Origin of the sequence: Streptomyces sp. NPDC002994, from assembly GCF_040611155.1 — a bacterium.
Classification (GTDB): Bacteria; Actinomycetota; Actinomycetes; order Streptomycetales; family Streptomycetaceae; genus Streptomyces.
The window spans coordinates 139,459-161,396 of record NZ_JBEXNQ010000001.1; the positions used below are offsets into that span (position 1 = coordinate 139,459).

Here is a 21,938-nt window from a genome sequence, read left to right on the forward strand (position 1 = left end):
CAGCACAACCCTGGCTACGCTGGCCGGATGGAGCTGACACTCACCGGGTCTGTGGCCTTCCTGCCCACGGCGGCCACGGCGGCCACTGCTGCCTCTGCTGCCTCTGCCCGGGCCCTCACGCCAGGCGCGACCCCGCTGGCCGCCCTGACCGCCGGATACGACGTCATCCGCCAGCCGTTGGGCGAGATCCTGCCCCGCCTGTCCGCCACCCTGGCGGAGCTGGTCCCGCACCTGGCCGCCGCCGAACTGTCCACCCACTGCGCGCATTCGCCCTTCAAGACGGCAGGCGACGCGGACTTCGCCGCGCGGATCAGCGCGGCGGATCTGGAACCGCTGTTCGTCGCCGGCGTGCCCGGGCAGCCGTGGCAGGGCACGGCCAGGATCGCCGGGGCCGAGCGGTCCGTGGTCGCCGTGATGACCGACGCGACCCCACGGGGCGCGCTCCTCGTTCTCGTACGCGGTGACGACGCCGCGCCGGTCGACGAGAGCGCCCTCGCCGTCACGCAGGCCCTCTGGTCCCTGGTGGCCGCCCACTTCGACCGGTTCGCGTCGGAGGCGACCCCCGGCGCTCTGGCCCGCTCACGCGCCGCCGCCGACACGCGGGCCCGCGTCATGGCCGAGCTGGGCGAGACGCACTCGGCCGCGCTGACGGGGCTTCTGGGGGTGCTGCGCAGCCGTAACCTCGACGACGCGGCCGCGCGCGCCACCGCGACCGAGCTGGCCGTGACCGCGCTGATCGAACTGCGGGCCGAGGCCGACCGCGACAAGGCGGTGGCCGAGGAACGGGCCGACGAGGCCTTCGCCCGGCTCGCGGACGCGCTGCGGCCGCTGCTGCGCCACAGCCCCGTCCGGCTGGAACTGGGACCTCCCGGCTCGGTCCGCAGGGTGGCCGCCGACGTGGCGCACGCCGCGCGGGCGATCGTACGCGCGGTGCTGCTGACCGTACTGGAGCAGGAGACGATGACGCGGGTCCATGTCGGCTGGCAGGTCACCGAGCAGGAACTGCGCGCGACCGTACGGGACGACGGGCCCGGCGCGCTGTCCATGTGCGCCCTGGGTCCGGCGCGGATCTCCGACCGGCTGGAGGTCCTGGGCGGACGGCTCGACGTGGACGCGGTGCCGGGCTGGGGAACGACGGTCACCGCGGTCATTCCGCTGACGACGCCCGACGCACCCGCGCCGGCAGCCGGCACCGATCCGCTGACCTCGCTGGGGGCGCGTGAACTGGAGGTGCTGACACGGCTCGCGCGCGGCCACCGCAACCGTCTGATCGCGCAGGAACTGCACATCAGCGAGTCGACGGTGAAGTTCCATGTCGCGAAGATCCTGACCAAGCTGGGGGTCGGATCACGGGGCGAGGCGGCGGCGCTGTTCCACGCGGCGGCGTAGAACAGCGCCTTGTGCCCTGCCGCCCAGTCGGCGACTACAGCGCCGGGTGGGCGTTCTTCAGGAGCTCCTGGAACTGCGCCGAGAACCAGTGCCCGGAGAGCGGGGCGTTGGGCAGTGCCCCGGACATGTTGTTGTTGTTCCGGGGATTACCGGTGTACGTCGGGTCGCACATCCGGTCGAAACCCTTGCCCTCGTCGTTCGGGATCGCCTTGCTCGACCCGTCGGACTCGCCCGGCGGCTTGATCCAGACGTACGCGTCGATGCCCGCGGCTGGGGCGGTCCGGGGCCGCTCACCGAGGCCCGCGCCCGACTGGTTGCACCAGTTGCCGAGGTGGATGCGCCGGTCGTAACGGCCGCCGTCGACATAGGTGTCGACGGTGGTCCGTGCCCCTGGCGCGGTGGGGCGGGCCGTGCCGCCCCAGCCGTTGCGGGAGGTGTCGATCAGCATGCCGAGGCCGGAGTCGAAGCCGAGCGAGACCAGCTTGGCGCGCATGGCCTGGGCGTACGACAGCTCGTCGGTGTACCGGTTCCAGTCCACCCACTTGGACTGGCGTACGGACACTCCGTTCACGCTGTCGTCGATGGTGAAGTTCGCCTCCTTCAGTGCGCTGTAGTTGGCGGTGTTGACGATGAAGCCGTGCACCTTGCCGATCGTCGAACCCTCGGCGGTGGCCGCCTGCTTGAAGAGTTCGGCGGAGGCACCGAAGTTGTCGTCCCAGCCGAGCCAGCCGTGGTGGCCGGCGTCGACGTAGTTGTAGACGCCGGGGACCGCACCCAGCTTGTTCAGCGCGTACCCGACGCCCTTGATGTAGTTGCCGTTGGCCTTCATGGTGTCGCAGTTGGGGGTGGCGGTCGGCCGGGGTGTGGTGTTGGTGACGAGGTTCGGCAGCGAGTCGATCTCGACCGTGTTCACGATCCGCAGTCCGGCGTACTTGGGGTCGGCGAGTATCGCGGCGATCGGGTCGATGTACTGCGTCTTGTACTTGTCGATCTCGGCCGGGCCCAGTTCGCCGTTGGAAGCGAGCGCCGCGCAGTCGCGGCCCGGCAGGTTGTAGATGACCAACTGGACGACCAGTTCGCCGGTGCCCTTCTGTCTCAGGGCCTCGTCGAGGTGGGCGCGCAGACCCATGGAGCCGTTCGCGCCCGCGATGGCGGCGGTCCGGTCCAGCCAGACGCCGGTCGGCTGACCGGCGATCTTGCTGCCGCCCGGCTCGGCGGCGGCCTTGGCGGACCACTCGGGGTTCACATAGACCTTGGCACCGGCGTACGGGTTGTCGACGCGGCCCGCGGGCGGGTCGGTCGGGTCCGGTGGGTCGGTCGGGCCGCCCGAATCGGCGTTGCACGTCACTCCGTTGAGCTTGAACGTGGCCGGCACGGCGTTGCTGCCGCTGTACGAGGCGTTGAAGCCGAAGGAGGCGGACGCTCCGGTGGCGAGGGCGCCGTTGTACGAGACGTTCTTGGCGGTGACGGCGGCCCCGGTCTGGGCGATGTCGGCGTTCCAGCCCTGGGTGACCTTCTGATCACCGGCGTACGACCACTCCAGCTTCCAACTGCTCACGGAGTCACCGGTGTTGGTGACGGTGACAGCGGCGCCGAAGCCGGAGTTCCACTGGTTGGTGATCTTGTAGTCGACGGTGCAGCCGGGAGCGGCGGCGCCGGCCGGGGTGGTCATGGCGGCGGCGGTACCTCCGGCCGCCGCGATCACGGCGCAGGCCGCGATCAGGGCGGTGTGCCGCCGGGAAGTCGTGGTGGTGCGGCTCATGGTTGCGTGTACCTCTCGGTCGAGGGCGCGCAGGCGTCGGGCAACCCGATGCTGTGGTTCCGGGTGTCCCGCAGTACGCGGTATCGCTCCCACTGGTGGGCTGGAAGCTAGCACCGAGTCGCCACGGAGAACAGAAAAGGTTGCCAGATCTTTCGAGAATTAGCTGTCGAATTAATTCGACAGCTCAATTCACACGCGATCCCTTGACACTTTCCCGTCGGCAAGGAACTTTGGGAGCGCTCCCACTGGCCCACGCTCAGCTCACTCACGACTCCAGGAGGTGTATCCGCGAGAACCCCATCGATCAATTCGAGAGATCAATTCGAGCGGGAATTCAGCAGGCAGCCCAGTGGGCAGCCCCATGCGCGTCCGCACGCGCGTCCGGACCGCTACCGCCATGGTCAGGAGTGCGGTTCGGACTTCTTGTGCTCCCCGCCCTGCCCCTCAGGCACGTACGCGGAACAGTCCGGGTTCCGGCACGGGCCCGGGCGCCAGATGGGCACGAAGACTCCGAGCGACTTGTGCCGTTTGATTTCCGACGTGACGGGGTGTTTGCAGACCGGACAGACGTGTCGGGGCTGCGCTGCGGTCTCACGCTCGTTGCTGCCCATACCTCTACGTTATGCCCACCCCGCGAAATACGACAGACCGTAGCGATCAGGCTGGCGCCTTGTCCCGCCAGCGGACGAACAGACTCTCCGCGTCACCGCTGTACGACCACGGGATCCGGGTGGCCCGGTTGTCCAGGAGGCCGAAAATGGCGGGGGCCTCCCCTTCCATCCCCGCGTGGACCAGACCGTGGGCCAGGTAATTGAGGTCGGCGACATCCTGCGCCTGCGGGACGGTCCGGTGGTTGATCCACTTCTCCAGGGCGGTCCGCAGGTCCCAGCGCGCCCGCTCACTGTTCCAGTGGAAGGTGAGGCCGATCGCCGTCCTGCCCTCCGTCTCCGTCTGGTAGCGGTACTGTTCCGCCCTCGCCACCTGCGGCAGGATCGCCAGCGGCGAGCCGGGCGGGGCGTACGCCGCGGCTTCCCAGGCGAAGTTGTTCGCCTCGCCGTGCGAGCCGTGCCAGCGGGCGGAGAGGTAACGCAGCGCCTGGTGGTGCCCTTCCCGGTGGTACAGGTCCCGGTCCCTGAGCTCCTTCCACCACTGGCCCATGTACGGGTCGCCGCCTTCGTACAGCCTGCCGAGCGCGACCAGCGAGACGTACGGATGCGGGTCCTCGGGGGCCAGGTCGGACGCCTGGAGGCACATCCGGGCCGCCCGGTCCAGGCTCTCCTTGCCGGGCAGCGTCCCGGTGCGCGCACCGGCGAACATCCGCATCACCTCGGTCTCCGCGCGCAGCACGGCCGCGTCCGGGTTCGCCGGGTCGGAGGCCTGCCAGACGTCCACGGTGCGCCGGTTCGCCGCCGCGTCGGCGAGCAGGCGCAGGCGGTGCGCGCGCCGGTCCCAGTCGTCACGGGGGCGCTCGGCGAGCAGGTCGCGGGCGCCCTCCCAGCGGCCCATCACCATGTCCTGGCAGCCCTCCGCGAGGGCTCGGTCACCGAACGCCTGGTCGTAGAGCGGTGCTCCGGAACGGCGGCGCAGCCAGGCTGCCATGGGCGGGTTCCTCCCTGAAAGGACGCGGATACGGACTGGCTGTGCTCGCCGACGGCCATGCTCGTCAGAAGTCGGTGAGGACCTCGTCCCGGCGCTCGGCGGCCGCGGGCGCCGGCTCCGTCCCCGGTCCTCCGTAGAACTCGTCCGCCGCGTCGGCCTGCTCGGGGTCCAGCGGCCTCGGCCGGTAGTACGAGCTGCCCTGGAACCAGGACAGGAGCATCGGCACCACGCCGAGGGCCAGGGCGCCGAGACCGATGGCGAGGGCGCTGCCGCTGAGCTCCGGGACGGACGTGGCGAAGATCCAGATCATGAAGAGCGCCCCGCCGAGCGGCCACAGTCCGATGAAGACCAGGTTGCCCACGGACTTGAGCAGCACCCGCCGGTACGCGACGACAGCCGAGAGTCCGGCGAGGGCGTAGTAGAACGCGATGTGCAGACCGATGCCGCTCACCGCGTCCTTGACGAACTGCGCGCCGGAGCCCGCCGTGGCCGAGATCGTGATGAGCAGCAGCGCGACGAGCGCGACGGCGCCCGTGGCCACCCAGGGTGTCTGCCACTCCCGGTGGGTGCGCGAGAACACAGCGGGAACGGTACGGTCGCGCCCCATCGCGAAGAGTGTGCGCGTCGCCTGCAGAAGGGTGGTCTCCAGCGTGGCGATCATGGAGAGCACCACGGCCAGGACGAGCAGCCGCCCGCCCCAGCCCGGCCAGACGGCCTCGCCGAGGACGGAGATGAAGCCCGCGGGATTGTCACGCACCGCGTCGGAGCCGATGAGGACGTTGGCGGCGATGGTGAAGACCACGAAGACAACCAGGGAAACCAGTACGCCGATGAGCCCGCCCAGGCCGAAGTTACGGCGGCTGTTGCGGGTCTCCTCACTGAGGTTGCTGGTCACGTCCCAGCCCCAGTAGCTGACCCCGGCGATGAGGGCGCCCGCCACGAAGGTGTGCGACTCGTCGAAGTGGCTGAAGCCGAACCAGGAGAGCGAGAAGTCGGCGGCGTTTCCGTCCTTGGTCAGGGCGACGACGGCGAAGAGCAGGAGCAGTCCGAGCTGGGTGCCGGTGAGGACGGTCCGGGCGTACGGGCTGATCCGGGCGCCGAGGGCGACGACCGCCGCCATGAGCAGGAACCAGCCGACGCCCACGGCGGTGGCCAGTGCGGTGCGTCCGGCCAGCTCGGGGTCGATGAGCGCGAGCGTGGCCGTGCCGGCGGGCAGCGTGGCGGAGACGAGGAAGACCGTGGTGGCCACGACCAGCGCCCAGCCGCTCAGGAATCCGAGGAAGGGGTGAAGCGCTCGGGCAACCCAGGTGTAGGTGGCTCCGGCGTTGACTTCGAGTCGTCCCAGGTGCCGGAAGGCGAGCGCGATGCCGATCATCGGGATCGCGCAGTACAGGAGCACCGCCGGGCTGGCGACGCCGACGGCGAGCACGAGCGCGGGGATCGTCGCGGCGACGGTGTAGGCCGGGCCGCAGCCCGCGACCGCCATGACGACGGAGTCGAAAGTTCCCAGGGCTCCCGCCCGCAGGCCGCCCCCTTCGGATCCCGGCCGCTTGCTCAAGGGTGGTGCCTTTCCGGTGACGTGCGTAGTGCGTGCGATGCCTGCCTCTGGCAGGAGAGATCTTGCACATGGTCACCGGGCCAACACAAGGGGTTGAGTGCGGATTCTTTCGAAAAGTCGTGATCGTAACGCGGCGATGCCCCATCCAAGAGGACTAGACCTACGGATTTCGTTGCTCAGCCTCCTTCCCCAGCATTTCGGTCACCCAGCCATGAAACGCCCCGATGTGGTGCTCGGCCGGGACGAGGACACCGCCCTTGCGGTACGCCCGCGAGGCCATGGCCGGCTGGGTCCGCGCGCAGGCTTCGAAATCCTGGGTGTTCACCCGGTGGAACAGTTCCACCGACTTGTTGAGATCGACTCCCGAGGCGACGCCCCCGGGCGCGTACAGCCAGTCGCACTCCACCACCGTGCGTCCGCGGCCAGCGGGAACATCCGGTGGGCCCGCCCACTCCCGTACTTCTGGTCCCGGTGCGAATAACCGACGGCTCGCCCGGGGAGCGCAGCTTCCTCGCCGTCTACGAGCGACCCGACGGCACCGTGACCGGCGCGCTCGCTCTCAACCGCCCGCGTTCCTTCATGCGGTTGCGCAGGGAACTCAGCTCAGGCGTACCGGCGTGAGCCGAGGCGGGCCACTTCGTCTGCGGAGAGCCGCAGGGCGCCCGCGGCCACGTTCTCGTCGAGGTGGTCCGGATTGCCGGTGCCGGGGATGGCGAGCACGTGCGGGCCCTGCTGGAGCGTCCAGGCCAGCCGGACCTGCGCCGCGCTCACGCCATGGGCGCGCGCGACGTCACGCACGGCGTCGCTGTCGGCGCCACTCGCGCCCGCCTCGCGCCCGGCGCCGGCGATCGCGTAGAACGGCACGAACGCGACACCCTGCTCACCGCAGCTACGCAGGAACTCGTCCTGCTGTCCGCCCGCCCCGATGCCGTACGGGTTCTGTACGCAGACCACCGGCGCGATGGCCCGGGCCTCGGCGAGGTGCTGCGGGCGGACGTTAGAAATGCCCAGGTGGCGGATGAGCCCGGCGTCGCGCAGTTCGGCCAGCGCGCCGAAACGCTCGGCGATCGAATCGGTTCCGACAATGCGCAGGTTCACCACGTCCAGGTGGTCACGCCCGAGCTGGCGCAGGTTCTCCTCGACCTGGCCACGAAGCTGCTCAGGGGTGGCATGGGGCAGCCACTCGCCCGACGGGCCCCGTCCCGGCCCGACCTTGGTGGTGATGACGAGATCATCCGGATAAGGCGCCAGCGCCTGGTTGATCAGCTCGTTGGCCGAACGCAGCGGCGAGAAGTAGAACGCGGCGGTGTCGATGTGGTTCACGCCGAGCTCGACCGCGCGGCGCAGCACGCGTATGGCCCGGCCCCGATCGCTCGGGGTGGCACCGGCCGCGAACGCCTCGCCGTTCTGCGTCAGGCGCATCGCGCCGAATCCGATGCGGTTGACGGTCAGGTCGCCGAGTTCCCAAGTTCCCGCGGCCGCCGCGGTGATCATCTCTGAGGTCATGCCCCGAGTCTGCCGGACGGCCCCCGGACCGCCACGAGGCTGGCAACAACCTGCCAGAACCAGCGTCGGACTGCGCAACTCCCGAGAGTCACACAGTCCGACGCGGCGTCCGCTACGCGGACCCCAACAGCGTCTTGAGACGCAGGGAGTCTTAGCGGTGAACCATCACACAGGCCGTACCCACCTTCTCAGCATTACGCCATGAGGTGACACAGACCTTGGTGTTGTTCCGGTAATTCCTGTTCGGCGTGATCTTGATGCCCACCTGCTTGCTCTTGTAGTCCCTGGTGGGCGACGTCTTCTTATAAAGAGCTCGACCCGGCTCCTTGATCTCGAGCCTGAACTTCGTAGCGACCACCACACGCGGATTGGGGCGACAACCCTCGTAGTACATACAATCGCCGTACGCCTTGATTTCCCTGACGTTGAGGCCGGTGCCCTTTACAGAGACGCACGCCTCCGTAACATGATTGCCGCTGCACCTATTTGCACTTGCGTGGGCCGGGCCAGCCGTAGCAAGCATGCCCACGCTCATGGCCGCGACCGTCGCACCCGTTGCAATTGTGCGCTTGAAACGCATTCAATCCCCTCCACTGCACTTCCGGGGGAATTCTGCACGACACAGGACAAAAAATGCTGCCGCGCCGGAATATCCTGCAGTGGGCCGAACCACCCAACCGCCCCCCGCTTCGGTCGTTAACCAACCTACTGACGCACCCAGAGAGTGTCAACAGACTGTTGAATCACCAATGCGGAATCGCAATGAGTGATAGTTGAAAAGCGAATCGAGAGACTCGGGGGAAATTAGTTGAATTACGAATACACAAGCGCCGAAAGAGGTAATGGAATTCCATTCTCCGAATGGAGTGGCGGCCTCCGTCAGCACGGCTGATACGAGTGCGGACGGCACACCGCCGCGCTTCCCGTACGTCGACGAGAAGCGCGGCGGCGTCTTGCACGCGGGGCCACAGGCAGCCGCGCGACCGGTTCTTCAGCGCGGCATGATCGGCGGATTCGCGAGCCGGACCAGCTCAAGCGCCTGGTCGGGGAACCAGACGCCCGCCTTGGGGTCGATCGCGCCGCGCTCGGGGTCCTTGGGGCCCTTCGTGCCGCGCAGGCACTCGCCGTCCGACTCCCCCGGAGTCTTGATCCACAGGTTGGCGTCGTTGAGCGGGTCGCCGGTGCGGGTGGTGGGGCGGGCGCCGAGGCCGCGTGCCGGCGGGTTGCACCAGTCCTGTGCGTCCTTGTACTTGCCGGCGGGCGGGCTCCACGGGCCCTGGCCGTTGCGGCTGGTGTCGGTGACGAAGTGCTTCATACGGTCGGGGGCGAAGTGCGCATGCTGGTCGAGCCAGCGCTGGGCGTCGGCGCGCTTCCACTTCTGGGTGGGGCAGGCGGACGCCTTCCCACCCGTGTCGACGTGGGCGAGGCAGGAGGAAATCAACCTGCCGTACCAGGCGTTGGCGTCGTCGGTGCTGTAGTTGGAGACGTTCACGGAGAATCCCGTGGCGCGCTGTACGCCGCCCTTGATCAGCCGGGGCACGATGCTGTCCACGGTGTGCCACGCCGGATGCCCGGCGTCGACGTACACCTTCGCGTGGGGCAGCGTGCCGAGGGTGGTGACGGCGTCGGCGACCTGGGCGTAACGTGCGGCGGTTGCGGCGGCCTTCGCCTTCTTGTCGTCCTTCCCGTCCTTCCCGTCCTTCCCGCCACTGCCGGGGCAGTCGGCCGGCACCAGCGCCAGCGCGTCCGGTTCGACGACGACGATCGCCCGGCTGTCGCCGATGCCCTCCGCCACGGCGCCTACCCAGGCCCGGTACTCGGTGGTGTCGCGCAGGCCGCCCGCCGAGTAGAGGGAGCAGTCGCGGCCGGGGACGTTGTAGAGCACCAGCGTGGGCGTCGCCCTGCGCCGGGCGGCGTCACGGACGACGCCGCGCGTCTCGTTCCTGACCTCGTCCGGGGTCCGGCCGGCGAGCCAGACGGCGTGCGGGGTCCGCGCCATGGCCCGGAGTCCGGCGGCCTCGCGCCGCTGCTCGGCGCGCTCCAGCTCGTCGGCCTGCTGGTACGCGGCCGGGTTGGCGGCGGGGGCGTACAGGCTGGTGGCGACGGCGTCGACCGGGTCTTCGGTGGCGGTGGCGGGCGGCGTGCCCAGCAGCAATGCCGAGGCCAGGCCGGTGGTCAGGGTCAGGGGGAGGGCGGTACGGAGGATCGGTCTTCTGTTGCGCACAGGTTCGCTCCTGGGTCGCGGGCGGCGACGGGTGCGGGAGCGCTCCCACAACCCGGCACGGCCTCGTCGAGTTCAGTGGTCGAAGGCGTGTCCGGCGGCAGTCGCGGTCACTACGCGTGGCGCAGGCCGCTGGGCCGGGGCACCACGGTGCATATGAGCAGGAAGAGGCCCGCCCCGACGGCGTACCAGAGCAGGTCGGGCGCGTTGAAGGTCGAGCCGAGCACGAGCCGGGCGACGATGCTGCGCTCGGCCAGCTCAGCGGGTACGCCGGTGAGCTGGGCGCACTCGACGGCCCAGCTGAGTGTGAGCGCGACGGCGGCCGCCCATGGCGGACGGGTCCTGGGCGCGAGCAGCACGACGAGCGTGCACAGCAGGACGGTGTAGAGCGCGTCCCCCGCGTACTTGGCGACATCGCCGTCCGCCACGCCCCGGACGCCCAAGCCCGCGCACAGGGTCAGGCTCGCGGCCACTGCCGCCAGGATGCGCGTCCGGCGCGGATCACTCACGCCGGACACTGTACGTCCGTACCCCCGTCAGGCCACGGAACCTATCCGCCCCGCCGGCGACTGAGGACCCTCGTGGTGGATCGGGGTGTGCGCGCCGGTCAGCGACACGCCGCTGCCGCCGCGCCGGGCGGCGACGATCTCCGCGGCGATCGACAGTGCGGTCTCCTCGGGCGTACGGGCGCCGAGGTCGAGGCCGATGGGGCTGCGCAGGCGGGCCAGTTCGAGGTCGGTGACGCCGACATCCCGCAGCCGCTTGTTGCGGTCCTCGTGGGTGCGGCGGGAGCCCATCGCACCGACGTACGCGACCGGCAGGCGCAGCGCCAGTTCCAGCAGCGGGACGTCGAACTTGGCGTCGTGGGTAAGGACGCAGAGCACCGTACGGCCGTCGGTCTCGGTCGACTCCAGGTAGCGGTGCGGCCACTCGACGACGATCTCGTCGGCCTCGGGGAACCGTGCGGCGGTGGCGAAGACGGGCCGGGCGTCGCACACGGTCACGTGGTAGTTCAGGAATTTGCCGACGCGCACCAGCGCGGAGGCGAAGTCGATGGCGCCGAAGACGATCATGCGCGGGGCCGGGACGCTCGACTCGACGAGGAGCGTCAGCGGGCGGCCGCAGCGTGAGCCGTCCTCGCCGATGAGGACGGTGCCGGTCCGTCCGGCGTCGAGCATGGCGCGGGCCTCGCCCGCCGCCGTACGGTCCAGTTCGGGGTGCCCGCCGAGCACCCCTTCGTACGAACCGTCGGGGCGGACGAGCAGAGCGCGGCCCATGACTTCGGCCGGCCCGTCGGTGATCCGCGCGACCGCCGCCGCATCCCCACGTGCGGCGGTGGCCAGCGCTGCCGCGAACACCTCCCCGCCGGGAGAGTCCGCGCGTACCGGAGTGACGAGGATGTCGATCACGCCGCCGCAGGTCAGACCCACGGCGAACGCGTCCTCGTCGCTGTAGCCGAAGCTCTCCAGGACGGTTTCGCCGTCCTGGAGGGCCTGCTGGCACAGTTCGTAGACCGCGCCCTCCACACACCCGCCGGAGACAGAGCCGATCGCCGTGCCGTCGGAGTCGACCGCGAGGGCCGCTCCCGGCTGCCGGGGCGAGCTGCCGTGCGTTGCCACGACCGTGGCCACGGCGAAGTCGCGTCCCTGCTCGACCCACCGGTTGAGTTCTTCGGCGATGTCCAGCATGACTGTCTCCTTACGGGGTGGGGAGGGCGGGCTCGGGGGGCTATCCGACGCCCAGCCAGGACTCGATGGGGTGGATCGCGAAGTACACGACGAAGATCGCGGTCAGGCCCCACATGAAGGCGCCCACTTCGCGGGCCTTGCCCTGCGCCACCTTGATGACGACCCAGGAGATGACACCGGCAGCCACACCCGTGGTGATGGTGTAGGTGAACGGCATCAGGACCACGGTCAGGAACACCGGGATCGCGGTGGCGCGGTCGCTCCAGTCCACGTGCTTGGCGTTCTGCATCATCATCGCGCCGATGACGACCAGGGCGGCAGAGGCGACCTCTGCGGGCACGAGCGCGGTGAGGGGGGTGAAGAAGAGGCAGGCCGCGAAGAACGCGCCGGTGACGACGGAGGCGAGACCGGTACGGGCACCCTCGCCGACACCAGTCGCCGACTCGACGAAGACGGTCTGGCCGGAGCCGCCGCCGACGCCACCGATGACGCCGCCGGCGCCGTCGATGAAGAGCGCCTTGGACAGGCCGGGCATCCGGCCCTTGTCGTCGGCGAGCTTGGCCTCGGTGCCGACACCGATGATGGTGGCCATGGCATCGAAGAAGCCCGCCAGCACCAGGGTGAAGACGATCATGGTGACGGCGATGTAGCCGACTTCCCCGAAGCCGCTGAAGGACACTTCACCGAACAACGAGAAGTCCGGAGTAGAGACCGCACTGCCTTCCAGCTCCGGCGCGCGGAAGGAGGACCAGGCCTTGGCCGGGATGTCGACAACCGCGTTGAGTACCGCCGCGACGACGGTGCCCGCGACAATGCCGATCAGGATGGCGCCTGGGACATTGCGGGCCTGCAGAGCGAAGATCAGCAGCAGGGTGACGGCGAAGAGCACCACGGGCCAGCCGACCAGCTCACCGCCCGGGCCGAGTTGTACGGGACCGCCGGGCACCGGGTTCTTGTGCACGAAACCGGCCTTCACCAGACCGATGAGCGCGATGAAGAGGCCGATGCCCATGGTGATGCCGTGCTTGAGCGCGAGCGGGATCGCGTTCATGATCAGCTCGCGGAGGCCGGTGACCACCAGGAGGCAGATCACCAGACCGTAGATCACGCACATGGCCATGGCCTGCGGCCAGGTCATCACCTTGACGACCTGCGAGGCGAGCACACCGGAGACGCTGAGACCGGCCGCGAGGGCGAGCGGGACCTTGCCCCAGAAGCCCATGAGCAGGGTGGTCACGGCGGCCGCCAAGGCCGTGGCGGTGATGACGGCGGCCTTGCTGAGCGTGTTGCCGGCCGCGTCCTCGCCGTTGAGGATCAGCGGGTTGAGCAGGAGGATGTACGCCATCGCCATGAAGGTGGTGATGCCGCCGCGAACCTCGGTCGCAACGGTGGATCCTCTGTCGGATATGTGGAAGTACCGGTCGAGCCAGGACCGGCCGGCGGGCTGGCGCGTACCTGCGCCGGCGTCCTCCGCCGTGGTCGTCGGCTCTGTGGACTGCTGGGTCATGGTGCCTGTCTCCCAAGGTTCAAAGGGGCACCCGCATGGAGATTGGAAACGCGGGATTTGGGATGCTGCGAGGGCTGCACGACCCGGGGGACGGCCCGAGACGAACTGGGTTATTCGGGTTATTGCTGAGCGGTTACTGCTGGTGCTGCCAGAACCGCGAGCGGTGCGGTACTTGCTGCCCCCGGGCGGTGTCAGGCGGTGGAAGTGTGACGTTCCTTGGAGGCACGGCACCGCCCGGGGAGCTTTCGGTGGAACTCAGGTGATCAGGTACCGGTGAGGTGCTCGGGCCGCACCGGCGTCCTGTTGAGTTCCAGACCCGTCGCGTTCCGGATCGCCGCGAGGACGGCCGGAGTCGACGAGAGTGTGGGGGCCTCGCCGATGCCACGCAGACCGTAGGGCGCGTTCTCGTCGGCGAGTTCGAGTACGTCGACGGGGATCGTCGGCGTGTCGAGGATGGTGGGGATCAGGTAGTCCGTGAAGGAGGGGTTGCGCACCTTCGCGGTCTTCGGGTCGACGATGATCTCCTCCATGACCGCGACGCCCAGGCCCTGGGTGGTTCCACCCTGGATCTGGCCGACGACGGACAGCGGGTTGAGCGCCTTGCCGACGTCCTGCGCGCAGGCCAGCTCGATGACCTTCACCAGGCCGAGCTCGGTGTCCACCTCGACGACCGCGCGGTGCGCGGCGAAGGAGTACTGGACGTGGCCGTTGCCCTGTCCCGTACGCAGGTCGAACGCCTCCGTCGGACGGTGACGCCACTCCAGCTCCAGGTCGACCGACTCGCCTTCGAGTACGTCGACCAGGTCGGCCAGCACCTCGCCGCCGTCGGTGACGACCTTGCCGCCTTCGAGCAGCAGCTCGGCCGTCGCCCAGGCCGGGTGGTACGAGCCGAACTTGGCCCGCCCGATCTCCAGGACCTTCTCGCGGACGTTCTCGCAGGTGTTCTTGACCGCGCCGCCGGTCATATACGTCTGGCGGGACGCGGACGTGGAGCCGGCCGAGCCGACCTGGGTGTCCGCCGGGTGGATCGTCACCTGTGTGACGCCCAGCTCGGTACGGGCGATCTGCGCGTGGACGGTGACACCGCCCTGGCCGACCTCCGCCATCGCGGTGTGCACGGTCGCGACCGGCTCGCCGTTGATGACCTCCATGCGCACCCGCGCGGTGGAGTAGTCGTCGAAGCCCTCGGAGAAGCCGACGTTCTTGATGCCGACCGCGTAGCCGACACCCCGTACGACACCTTCGCCGTGCGTGGTGTTCGACAGACCACCGGGCAGCGCGCGTACGTCGGCCTGCTCGCCGGCCGCCAGCCACTGCTGCTCGGGCGGCATCGGCATGGCCTTGATGCGGCGCAGCAGCTCGGCGACGGGCGCCGGGGAGTCGCACGGCTGGCCGGTCGGCAGGAGCGTGCCCTGCTCCATGGCGTTGAGCTGGCGGAACTTCACCGGGTCGATGTCCAGCTTCGCCGCGAGCTTGTCCATCTGCGCCTCGTACGCGAAGCACGCCTGGACGGCGCCGAAGCCGCGCATGGCGCCGCAGGGCGGGTTGTTCGTGTAGAGCGCGATGGCCTCGATGTCGACGTCCTCGACGACGTACGGGCCGACGGAGAGCGACGACGCGTTGCCGACCACGGCCGGGGAGGCCGACGCGTAGGCGCCGCCGTCCAGCACGATCCGGCACTTCATGTGCGTGAGCTTGCCATCCTTGGTCGCGCCGTGCTCGTACCAGAGCTTCGCCGGGTGGCGGTGGACGTGGCCGAAGAAGGACTCGAACCGGTTGTAGACAATCTTGACCGGCTTGCCCGTACGCAGCGCGAGCAGGCAGGCGTGGATCTGCATCGAGATGTCCTCGCGGCCGCCGAAGGCACCGCCGACGCCGGAGAGCGTCATGCGGACCTTCTCCTCGGGCAGGCCGAGGACCGGGGCGATCTGCTTGAGGTCCGAGTGCAGCCACTGGGTGGCGACGTACAGGTCGACGCCGCCGTCCTCGCCGGGTACGGCCAGGCCGGACTCGGGGCCGAGGAACGCCTGGTCCTGCATGCCGAAGGTGTACTCGCCGGAGACGATGACGTCGGCGCGCTTGGCGGCCTCGTCGGCGTTGCCGCGGATGATCGGCTGGCGGTGCACGATGTTCGGGTGCGGGACGTGACCGATGTGGTGGTCGTCGCGGCCCTCGTGGATCAGCAGCGCGTCGGGCGCGGTCGCCGAGGCCTCGTCGGTGATGACGGGGAGCTCGACGTAGTCGATCTTGATCTTGGCGGCGGCGCGGCGGGCCGTCTCCGGGTGGTCGGCGGCGACGATGGCCACCGGCTCACCGTGGTGACGGACCTTGCCGTTGGCCAGAACCGGGGTGTCCTGGATCTCCAGGCCGTAGTTCTTCACCTCGGTGGGCAGGTCGTCGTACGTCAGCACGGCGTAGACGCCGGGCATGGCCAGGGCCTCGGACGTGTCGATCGACCGGATCTCGGCGTGCGCGGTGGTGGAGCGCAGCGTGTGACCCCAGAGCATGTCCTCGTGCCACATGTCCGAGGAGTACGCGAACTCGCCGGTGACCTTGAGGGTGCCGTCGGGGCGGAGCGTGGACTCGCCGATGCCGCCCTTGGTCTTCGTGCCCTGGTTGATGTTGGTGGGGGTACCCGTAACACCCATGATCAGACCGCGCCTTCCTGGAGTCCTTGACGCTCCTGGCGAGCGGCGGCGAGGCGCACCGCGTCCAGGATCTTCTCGTAACCGGTGCAGCGGCACAGGTTGCCCGAGAGCGCCTCGCGGATGTCCCCGTCGGACGGCTCGGGGTTGCGCTCAAGGAGCTCGTCGGCGGCGACCAGCAGACCCGGGGTGCAGAAACCGCACTGCACGGCGCCGGCGTCGATGAACGCCTGCTGGATGGGAGCGAGCTCCTCGCCCTCACCCGTCTGCGAGTCCGTCCCCTTGGCCTGCCACTGCTGGGCTTCCTGGAGGGACGTACCACCGGAGCCACAGGCACCGCTCGCGCAGCCCTCTTCGCGCTGCTTGGCGAAGTCGGCGAGGCCCTCGACCGTGACGACCTCGCGGCCTTCTACCTGACCGGCTGCGACGAGACACGCACAGACGGGGACACCGTCGAGGCGGACCGTACAGGAGCCGCACTCGCCCTGCTCGCACGCGTTCTTGGAGCCCGGCAGGCCCATGCGCTCGCGCAGGACGTAGAGCAGGCTCTCGCCCTCCCAGACGTCGTCCGCTTCCTGCTTACGGCCGTTGACCGTGAAATTCACGCGCATTGCTATGCAGCTCCTTCAAGCATGCGGGCGGTGCCGCGGTACTGCTCCCAGGTCCAGCCCAGCGTGCGGCGGGCCATGATGCCGACCGCGTGGCGGCGGTACTTCGCCGTACCGCGCACGTCGTCGATCGGGTTGCAGGCGCCGGACGCGAGGTCCGCGAACTGCTTGGCGATCGACGGGGTGATGATCTTGCCGCTGTCCCAGAACCCGCCCTCTTCGAGCGCGGCGTTCAGGAAGTCCTCGGCGGCGCGGGCCCTCAGCGGGGTGGGGGCGGCCGAGCCGATGCCGGTCTTCACCGTGCGGGTCTCGGGGTGCAGCGCGATACCGAACGCGCAGACCGCGATCACCATGGCGTTACGGGTACCCACCTTGGAGAACTGCTGCGGCCCGTCGGCCTTCTTGATGTGGACACGCTTGATCAGCTCGTCCGGCTCCAGCGCGTTGCGCTTCACGCCGGTGTAGAACTCCTCGACCGGGATGAGGCGCGTACCGCGCACCGACTCGGCCTCGACCTCGGCGCCCGCGGACAGCAGGGCGGGGTGCGAGTCACCGGCCGGGGAAGCGGCACCGAGGTTGCCGCCGACCGAGCCGCGGTTGCGGATCTGGGGCGATCCGACGGTGTGGGCGGCGAGCGCGAGGCCCGGCAGTTCCGCCCGCAGGTGGTCCATGATCTGGGTGTACGGGACGGAAGCGCCGAGCTGTACGGTCTCCTCGCCCACCTCCCACTCGCGGAGTTCGCCGATGCGGTTCAGGTCCAGGAGGTACTCGGGGCGGCGGTGGTCGAAGTTGATCTCGACCATGACATCTGTGCCGCCCGCGATGGGCACAGCCGTGGGGTGCTCGGCCTTGGCGGCGAGCGCCTCCTCCCAGCTGGCGGGGCGAAGGAAGTCCATGAGGCTCTCTTCTTCTCAATCGGGGTTGTTCGCGTATCGCTGGGGCTGGAGACGGCCAACCGCCTGCTGTCGGCCTGGTTCTTCTAAGCCGGTCTGGGTCGCTCTGCGGCGCTCTGGGGCGTTCATCTGCTGTTCACGTGGCTTGGCCCAAGTACACCGCCGGGGCTCCGCCTGGTGCAGTCACCGAAACCATGAAGGAGTTGGCTGGTAACTGCTCACGTCTTGTAGATTCGAACGAAAGGCGAGCCTCGGCAACCTCACGGCTTTCTTCGGGAACCCACAAACACACTCCATCCACACCAAGAGACAGATCGGCGGCGAACACCCATGCGGCTGCGCGCACTGCTGGAGAACGACGCGCTGGGCCTGCGGCTGCTCGGCGGCGAGGAAGAGCTCGACCGCACCGTGCGCGGTGTGATGACCACCGACCTGCGGGATCCCAGCCGCTATCTGTCCGGCGGCGAGCTGGTGCTCACCGGACTGGCGTGGCGGCGCGACGCCGACGACTCCGAGCCCTTCGTACGCATCCTGGCGGGCGCGGGCGTCGTCGGGCTCGCGGCGGGCGAGGCGGAGCTGGGCGCGATCCCGAGCGACCTGGTCGAGGCGTGCGTACGGCACCGGCTGCCGCTGTTCGCGGTGAGCGAGGCTGTCGCCTTCGCGACCATCACCGAGTACGTGGTGCGCCAGGTGTCCGGCGAACGAGCCGGTGACCTGGCGGCGGTCGTCGACCGGCACCGCAGGCTGATGACTTCGGGCCCGGCGGGTGGTGGCCCCGAGGTGGTGCTGGACCTGCTGACCTCGGACCTGGACCTGCGCGCCTGGGTGCTGTCGCCCACCGGCCGCCAGATCGCGGGCGCCGGCGACCCGCTGCCGCCGGCCGTGGGTCCCGTTCTCGCGGGCGAGCACCTGGCCGCGAGCCGCACCGGGCGCCGGGCGCCGCACCGGGCCAGCGTGCGGGGCACGACGTACTCGCTGTTCCCGATCAGGAGCGCCGGGCGGGGCTCCGCGGCTGCCGCGGCCGCTTCCCGCGACGTACGCGAGAGCGTGCTGTCGGACTGGCTGCTGGCGGTGGAGGCGGACGCCGGCGACTGGCCCGCCGCCCGTCTGGACCTGCTCCAGGGGGTGACGCAGCTGATCGCCGTCGAGCGCGACCGGCGCGACGCGGCCCGTACGGTACGCCGCCGCCTCGCCCAGGAGGTCCTGGAGCTGGTGCAGACCGGCGCGGCACCGGCGGAGATCGCGGCCCGCCTGCGGGTCGCCGCGCCGGTGCTGCTGCCGGGTCTGGGCTCGGCGCCGCACTGGCAGGTGGTCGTGGCGCGGGTCGACTGGCTGGAAGGCGGACCAGGTGCCTCTGGTGGCCCCGGCGGCTCGGCCGGGGCGATCCAGTCCGGGCCGGTCGCGCAGACGCTGCTGGAGGAAATACTGGTCGACCCGGCGGTGGCCGGTTCCGACTCCTCGGACCGGATCGCGGTGGCGCACGCGGGCGACGAGGCGATCGCGCTCGTACCGCTGCCGGCGGTTTCGGTGGAGGACACCGGTGAAGGCGACGAGGGGGCCGAGGGCCCGTCGGTCTCCCGGGTCGGCCTGCACGCCGACGTACTCCTGGAGGCGGTGCGCGAGCCGCTCTCGGGCGGCCTCGCCGACGACGGGCGGCTGACACTGGGTGTCAGCGCGGCCGTGCACTCGGCGGAGGGGCTGCGCGGGGCGCTGGAGGAGGCCCGGCACGCGCGCCGGGTGGCGGCGGCGCGGCCCGGGCGGGTCTGCGCGGCGGGCCACCACGAGCTGGCGTCGCACGTGCTGCTGCTGCCGTTCGTGCCGGACGACGTGCGCCGGGCGTTCACGGCGCGGCTGCTGGATCCGCTGCGGGACTACGACCGGCGGCACCGCGCGGAACTCATCCCCACGCTGGAAGCGTTCCTCGACTGCGACGGTTCCTGGACGCGCTGCGCGGCGCGGCTGCATCTGCACGTGAACACCCTGCGCTACCGGGTGGGCCGGATTGAGCAACTGACGGGTCGTGACCTGTCGCGTCTCGAGGACAAGCTGGACTTCTTCCTCGCGCTGAGGATGAGCTAGCCGCCGCTCCGGGTCCCAGACGACACAGACGCCCTGCGGGCGTGTCCTCAAACGCCGGAGGGGCTGGATTTGCCCCCTGGGCAACTTCAGCCCCTCCGGCGTTTGAGGAGCGGGGTCTGGGGCGGAGCCCCTCACGCGGCGGAGCCGCAAAGTGTCACAGCGGGAAGGGGCGGGGCCGGGGAAGGCCCCGCGCCGCGGACTCAGCCTGCCCGCGGCGTCAACCCGGGCGCCCTCCACTCTCAGCCAAGTGGTCGCCCTGACCGGCCGTTTGTGAATTCATTCACCTGAGCCCTTGGCCCGGAGTGCCATTCCGTGCTGAGATTCGCCCACAACCGCACAACCGATACTCACAGCTCAATGACGTGCTGCTCGGGGAGGGCAATGTGGCGCATACCGCCATGTCTGGTTCTGGAACGACCGCAGGGGACGGAAGCCCACTCCAGACCGCGGTATGGCGGCTGCGCTCGCGTGGCTGCTGGACCGACGCCGCGGCCCTGCTCGAACCACATGGGGGCGCCGCCGCGACCCCTGCCGCCGCGCTCCAGCGGGCATCGCTGCTCGTAGAGCGCTGCCTGTTCACGGAGCGGGGCTGGGCGGAGGCCGAGGACGCCCTGCGTACGGCGGAGGCGGTTGCCCAGAGCGACGACGAGCGGGGCGCGGCGGCGTGCGAGCGCGGCCAGCTGGCGTACGCCTCGACGGTGCTCGGCGCCCGCGACCGCGCCGACGAGGCACGCTCCGCGCTCGGCAGGGCGGCGGCGCTGCTCGCCCCGACGGCGCCGGGCCGTCCGCTCCTCGACTTCCGGCGCGGCCTGGTCGCCGAGCACATCTCCGACTCGCCGCAGTCGGCCCGCGCCGCCTACCGTCGCGCCCACGCGGGCGCGACGACACACGGCGAGACGCTGCTGCTCTCGTTCACCTGGCGCCATCTGGCCGGACTGTCCCTGCGCGAGGGCGAGTTGGCGGACGCGAGGCACGGCTTCGCGGAGTCGCTGCGGATACGGGAGGAACTGGGCTACCTGGTCGGCACGGCCCCGGCCCTGGCGGCCCTGGCCGACGCGGAACCGGAGCCGGAGGCAACCCGCCTGCGGGCGGAGGCGGCCCGCCTGTTCCGGCTCCTGGACGGCGTACCGACGTGGCTGGCGGCGCAGCTGTCACCGTCCGCGGCGGTGTGAGGTCAACGTCTGATTGCCGCCGGTCCGGTCCGCGCTGAACGAGCAAGCTGACGCCATGACGACACCATCGACGACATCGACGACAACCGTCCTGACCGGCATGTACGCGGCCGAGGCCGAATACCTGGCGGCGGGCGGCCCGGGAAAGGCGTCCTTCGACGTGCTCGCGCCCTTCTTCGCACCCGATGTGGTCCTGCGTCAGGCCGAGGCGCTCCCGTACGGAGGAACGTGGCGCGGCCACGCGGGCCTGGCGGACTTCTTCCTCGCGATGAGCCGCACGTGGGAGAAGTTCGACTTCGCGGAGCAGGAATTCCTGGCCACCGGCGAGACGGCGGTGATACGCACCCGGGTCGACGCCCGCGCACGTGCCACCGGCCGCGAACTGACCTTCCCGATCCTGCAGACCATCGCGATCAGGGACGGCCGGATCTCCGAGATCCACCCCTTCTACTGGGACACGGCGGCCATCGTCGCCGCCTGCACTCAGCGGTCCGCGCCCGCGAAGTGTTCGCGGACCAGGGACTGAACCACCGTCAGGTCCTGCGCCGCCAGCGCGTCCAGCAGGGCCAGGTGTTCGGCGGCGTCCGCGAGGAGGTCCGCCCGGCGGCCCAGGGGGTCCCCGGTGAGCAGGGGCCACTGGGAGCGGCGGTGCAAGTCGTCGGCGACCGTGACCAGTTGATGGTTGCCGGAGAGGGCGAGGATCGCGCGATGGAACGCGCGGTCCGACTCGGCGTACGCCGCTCGGTTGCCCGTCGCCGCCGCCGCCGTCGCGGCCTCCGCCAGGGGGCGCAGCTCGCACCACCGGGCGGCCGGGATCGTACGGGCCAGGCGGAGCATGACCGGGACTTCGATCAGCGACCGCACTTCCGCGAGCTCGGCGAGTTCCACCGAGGTGCGGACCGTGACGCGGAAGCCGCGGTTCGGTACGACCTCCACCGCGCCCTCCTGCGCCAGCTGCTGCATGGCTTCGCGGACCGGGGTCGCGGAGACGCCGAAGCGGGCGCCGAGGGCGGGGCCGGAGTAGACCTCGCCGGGGACCAGCTCTCCGCTGACGAGGGCGGCGCGCAGGGCGTCGAGGATCTGGCCGCGCACCGAGTGGCGCTGGACGAGGCGGGGGGCCGGGGGCTCGCTGTGGGTGTGCTCGCCGCGCGCCTGCTCCGGTACGCGCACGGGCGGCGCCTGCGTGGCGGCGGGCAGGTGTCCGTACGCCGCCTCGCGCGGTCTGCCCTGCTGCTGCTCCATGCGGGTCCCTCCGGTGCTGTGTCCCATATGCACGATAGGCGGGCCGGGTAACAGTTCAAACATCGAATT

At 70.2% G+C, this 21,938-nt stretch carries 18 protein-coding genes and 1 pseudogene; 5 read left to right on the forward strand and 14 right to left on the reverse strand.

Translation table 11 applies throughout. The features are described from left to right. Positions 1-27 precede the first annotated feature (27 nt). Positions 28-1,389 carry a LuxR C-terminal-related transcriptional regulator gene (locus ABZX79_RS00625; RefSeq protein WP_355249646.1) on the forward strand — a complete coding sequence of 454 codons (1,362 nt, stop codon included), beginning with the start codon at positions 28-30 and terminating at the stop codon, positions 1,387-1,389. Between the two features lie 34 nt (positions 1,390-1,423). Here the strand turns inward: ABZX79_RS00625 and ABZX79_RS00630 are convergent, their stop codons facing one another. From ABZX79_RS00630 to ABZX79_RS00645, 4 genes and pseudogenes are all read right to left on the reverse strand, one after another. Further along, positions 1,424-3,151, reverse strand: coding sequence for a glycoside hydrolase family 6 protein (locus ABZX79_RS00630; RefSeq protein ID WP_355249647.1), 1,728 nt, complete (start codon positions 3,149-3,151; stop codon positions 1,424-1,426). Between the two features lie 657 nt (positions 3,152-3,808). Further along, positions 3,809-4,750 (reverse strand): hypothetical protein, encoded by a 942-nt coding sequence (locus ABZX79_RS00635; protein ID WP_355249648.1) that lies wholly within the window; start codon positions 4,748-4,750, stop codon positions 3,809-3,811. A 64-nt stretch (positions 4,751-4,814) separates the two neighbouring features. Next, positions 4,815-6,308: an APC family permease gene (locus ABZX79_RS00640; protein ID WP_355249649.1), complete on the reverse strand. Its 1,494-nt coding sequence runs from the start codon at positions 6,306-6,308 to the stop codon at positions 4,815-4,817. Between the two features lie 160 nt (positions 6,309-6,468). Further along, positions 6,469-6,749 (reverse strand): annotated as a pseudogene (locus ABZX79_RS00645) (SRPBCC family protein); the annotation flags it as partial. On the opposite strand from ABZX79_RS00645, the gene ABZX79_RS00650 reads away from it, so the two are divergent. After that, positions 6,747-6,929 (forward strand): hypothetical protein, encoded by a 183-nt coding sequence (locus ABZX79_RS00650; protein ID WP_355249650.1) that lies wholly within the window; start codon positions 6,747-6,749, stop codon positions 6,927-6,929. The pseudogene ABZX79_RS00645 and the gene ABZX79_RS00650 sit on opposite strands and share 3 nt — an antisense overlap. Here the strand turns inward: ABZX79_RS00650 and ABZX79_RS00655 are convergent. The 9 genes from ABZX79_RS00655 to ABZX79_RS00695 form a co-directional block, all read right to left on the reverse strand. Further along, complete coding sequence (locus tag ABZX79_RS00655) at positions 6,912-7,814, reverse strand: aldo/keto reductase (RefSeq protein ID WP_355249651.1); 903 nt, start codon at positions 7,812-7,814, stop codon at positions 6,912-6,914. The two genes, ABZX79_RS00650 and ABZX79_RS00655, sit on opposite strands and share 18 nt — an antisense overlap. A 151-nt stretch (positions 7,815-7,965) precedes the next feature. After that, positions 7,966-8,394, reverse strand: coding sequence for a hypothetical protein (locus tag ABZX79_RS00660; protein ID WP_355249652.1), 429 nt, complete (start codon positions 8,392-8,394; stop codon positions 7,966-7,968). A gap of 411 nt (positions 8,395-8,805) precedes the next feature. After that, positions 8,806-10,038: a glycoside hydrolase family 6 protein gene (locus tag ABZX79_RS00665; protein ID WP_355249653.1), complete on the reverse strand. Its 1,233-nt coding sequence runs from the start codon at positions 10,036-10,038 to the stop codon at positions 8,806-8,808. Between the two features lie 110 nt (positions 10,039-10,148). Next, the gene (locus tag ABZX79_RS00670) at positions 10,149-10,544 is read right to left on the reverse strand and encodes a DUF2809 domain-containing protein (protein WP_355249654.1); all 396 of its coding nucleotides are present in this window, start codon (positions 10,542-10,544) and stop codon (positions 10,149-10,151) included. Positions 10,545-10,571: 27 nt separating this feature from the next. Continuing rightward, on the reverse strand, positions 10,572-11,723 hold the full coding sequence (locus ABZX79_RS00675; RefSeq protein ID WP_355249655.1) for an XdhC/CoxI family protein: 1,152 nt from the start codon (positions 11,721-11,723) through the stop codon (positions 10,572-10,574). Positions 11,724-11,763: 40 nt separating this feature from the next. Then, positions 11,764-13,230, reverse strand: a complete 1,467-nt coding sequence (locus ABZX79_RS00680; protein WP_355249656.1) for an NCS2 family permease — start codon at positions 13,228-13,230, stop codon at positions 11,764-11,766. A gap of 263 nt (positions 13,231-13,493) precedes the next feature. Further along, positions 13,494-15,878, reverse strand: a complete 2,385-nt coding sequence (locus ABZX79_RS00685; protein WP_355249657.1) for a molybdopterin cofactor-binding domain-containing protein — start codon at positions 15,876-15,878, stop codon at positions 13,494-13,496. Between the two features lie 2 nt (positions 15,879-15,880). After that, complete coding sequence (locus ABZX79_RS00690) at positions 15,881-16,486, reverse strand: (2Fe-2S)-binding protein (RefSeq protein ID WP_355249658.1); 606 nt, start codon at positions 16,484-16,486, stop codon at positions 15,881-15,883. Between the two features lie 2 nt (positions 16,487-16,488). Further along, positions 16,489-17,379, reverse strand: coding sequence for a xanthine dehydrogenase family protein subunit M (locus tag ABZX79_RS00695; RefSeq protein ID WP_355249659.1), 891 nt, complete (start codon positions 17,377-17,379; stop codon positions 16,489-16,491). 327 nt (positions 17,380-17,706) lie between these two features. Between ABZX79_RS00695 and ABZX79_RS00700 the strand changes: the two genes are divergently transcribed. The 3 genes from ABZX79_RS00700 to ABZX79_RS00710 all read left to right on the forward strand — a co-directional run bounded on the left by ABZX79_RS00700 (position 17,707) and on the right by ABZX79_RS00710 (position 21,153). Further along, a complete protein-coding gene (locus tag ABZX79_RS00700; RefSeq protein ID WP_355249660.1) occupies positions 17,707-19,455 on the forward strand; it encodes a PucR family transcriptional regulator ligand-binding domain-containing protein in 1,749 nt (582 codons plus the stop codon). Between the two features lie 398 nt (positions 19,456-19,853). Further along, positions 19,854-20,627, forward strand: a complete 774-nt coding sequence (locus ABZX79_RS00705; protein ID WP_251061137.1) for a hypothetical protein — start codon at positions 19,854-19,856, stop codon at positions 20,625-20,627. A 55-nt stretch (positions 20,628-20,682) separates the two neighbouring features. After that, on the forward strand, positions 20,683-21,153 hold the full coding sequence (locus ABZX79_RS00710; RefSeq protein ID WP_355249661.1) for a nuclear transport factor 2 family protein: 471 nt from the start codon (positions 20,683-20,685) through the stop codon (positions 21,151-21,153). On the opposite strand, the gene ABZX79_RS00715 is transcribed toward ABZX79_RS00710, so the two are convergent. After that, positions 21,111-21,869, reverse strand: coding sequence for a GntR family transcriptional regulator (locus ABZX79_RS00715; RefSeq protein WP_355249662.1), 759 nt, complete (start codon positions 21,867-21,869; stop codon positions 21,111-21,113). The genes ABZX79_RS00710 and ABZX79_RS00715 overlap by 43 nt on opposite strands. Positions 21,870-21,938 lie beyond the last annotated feature (69 nt).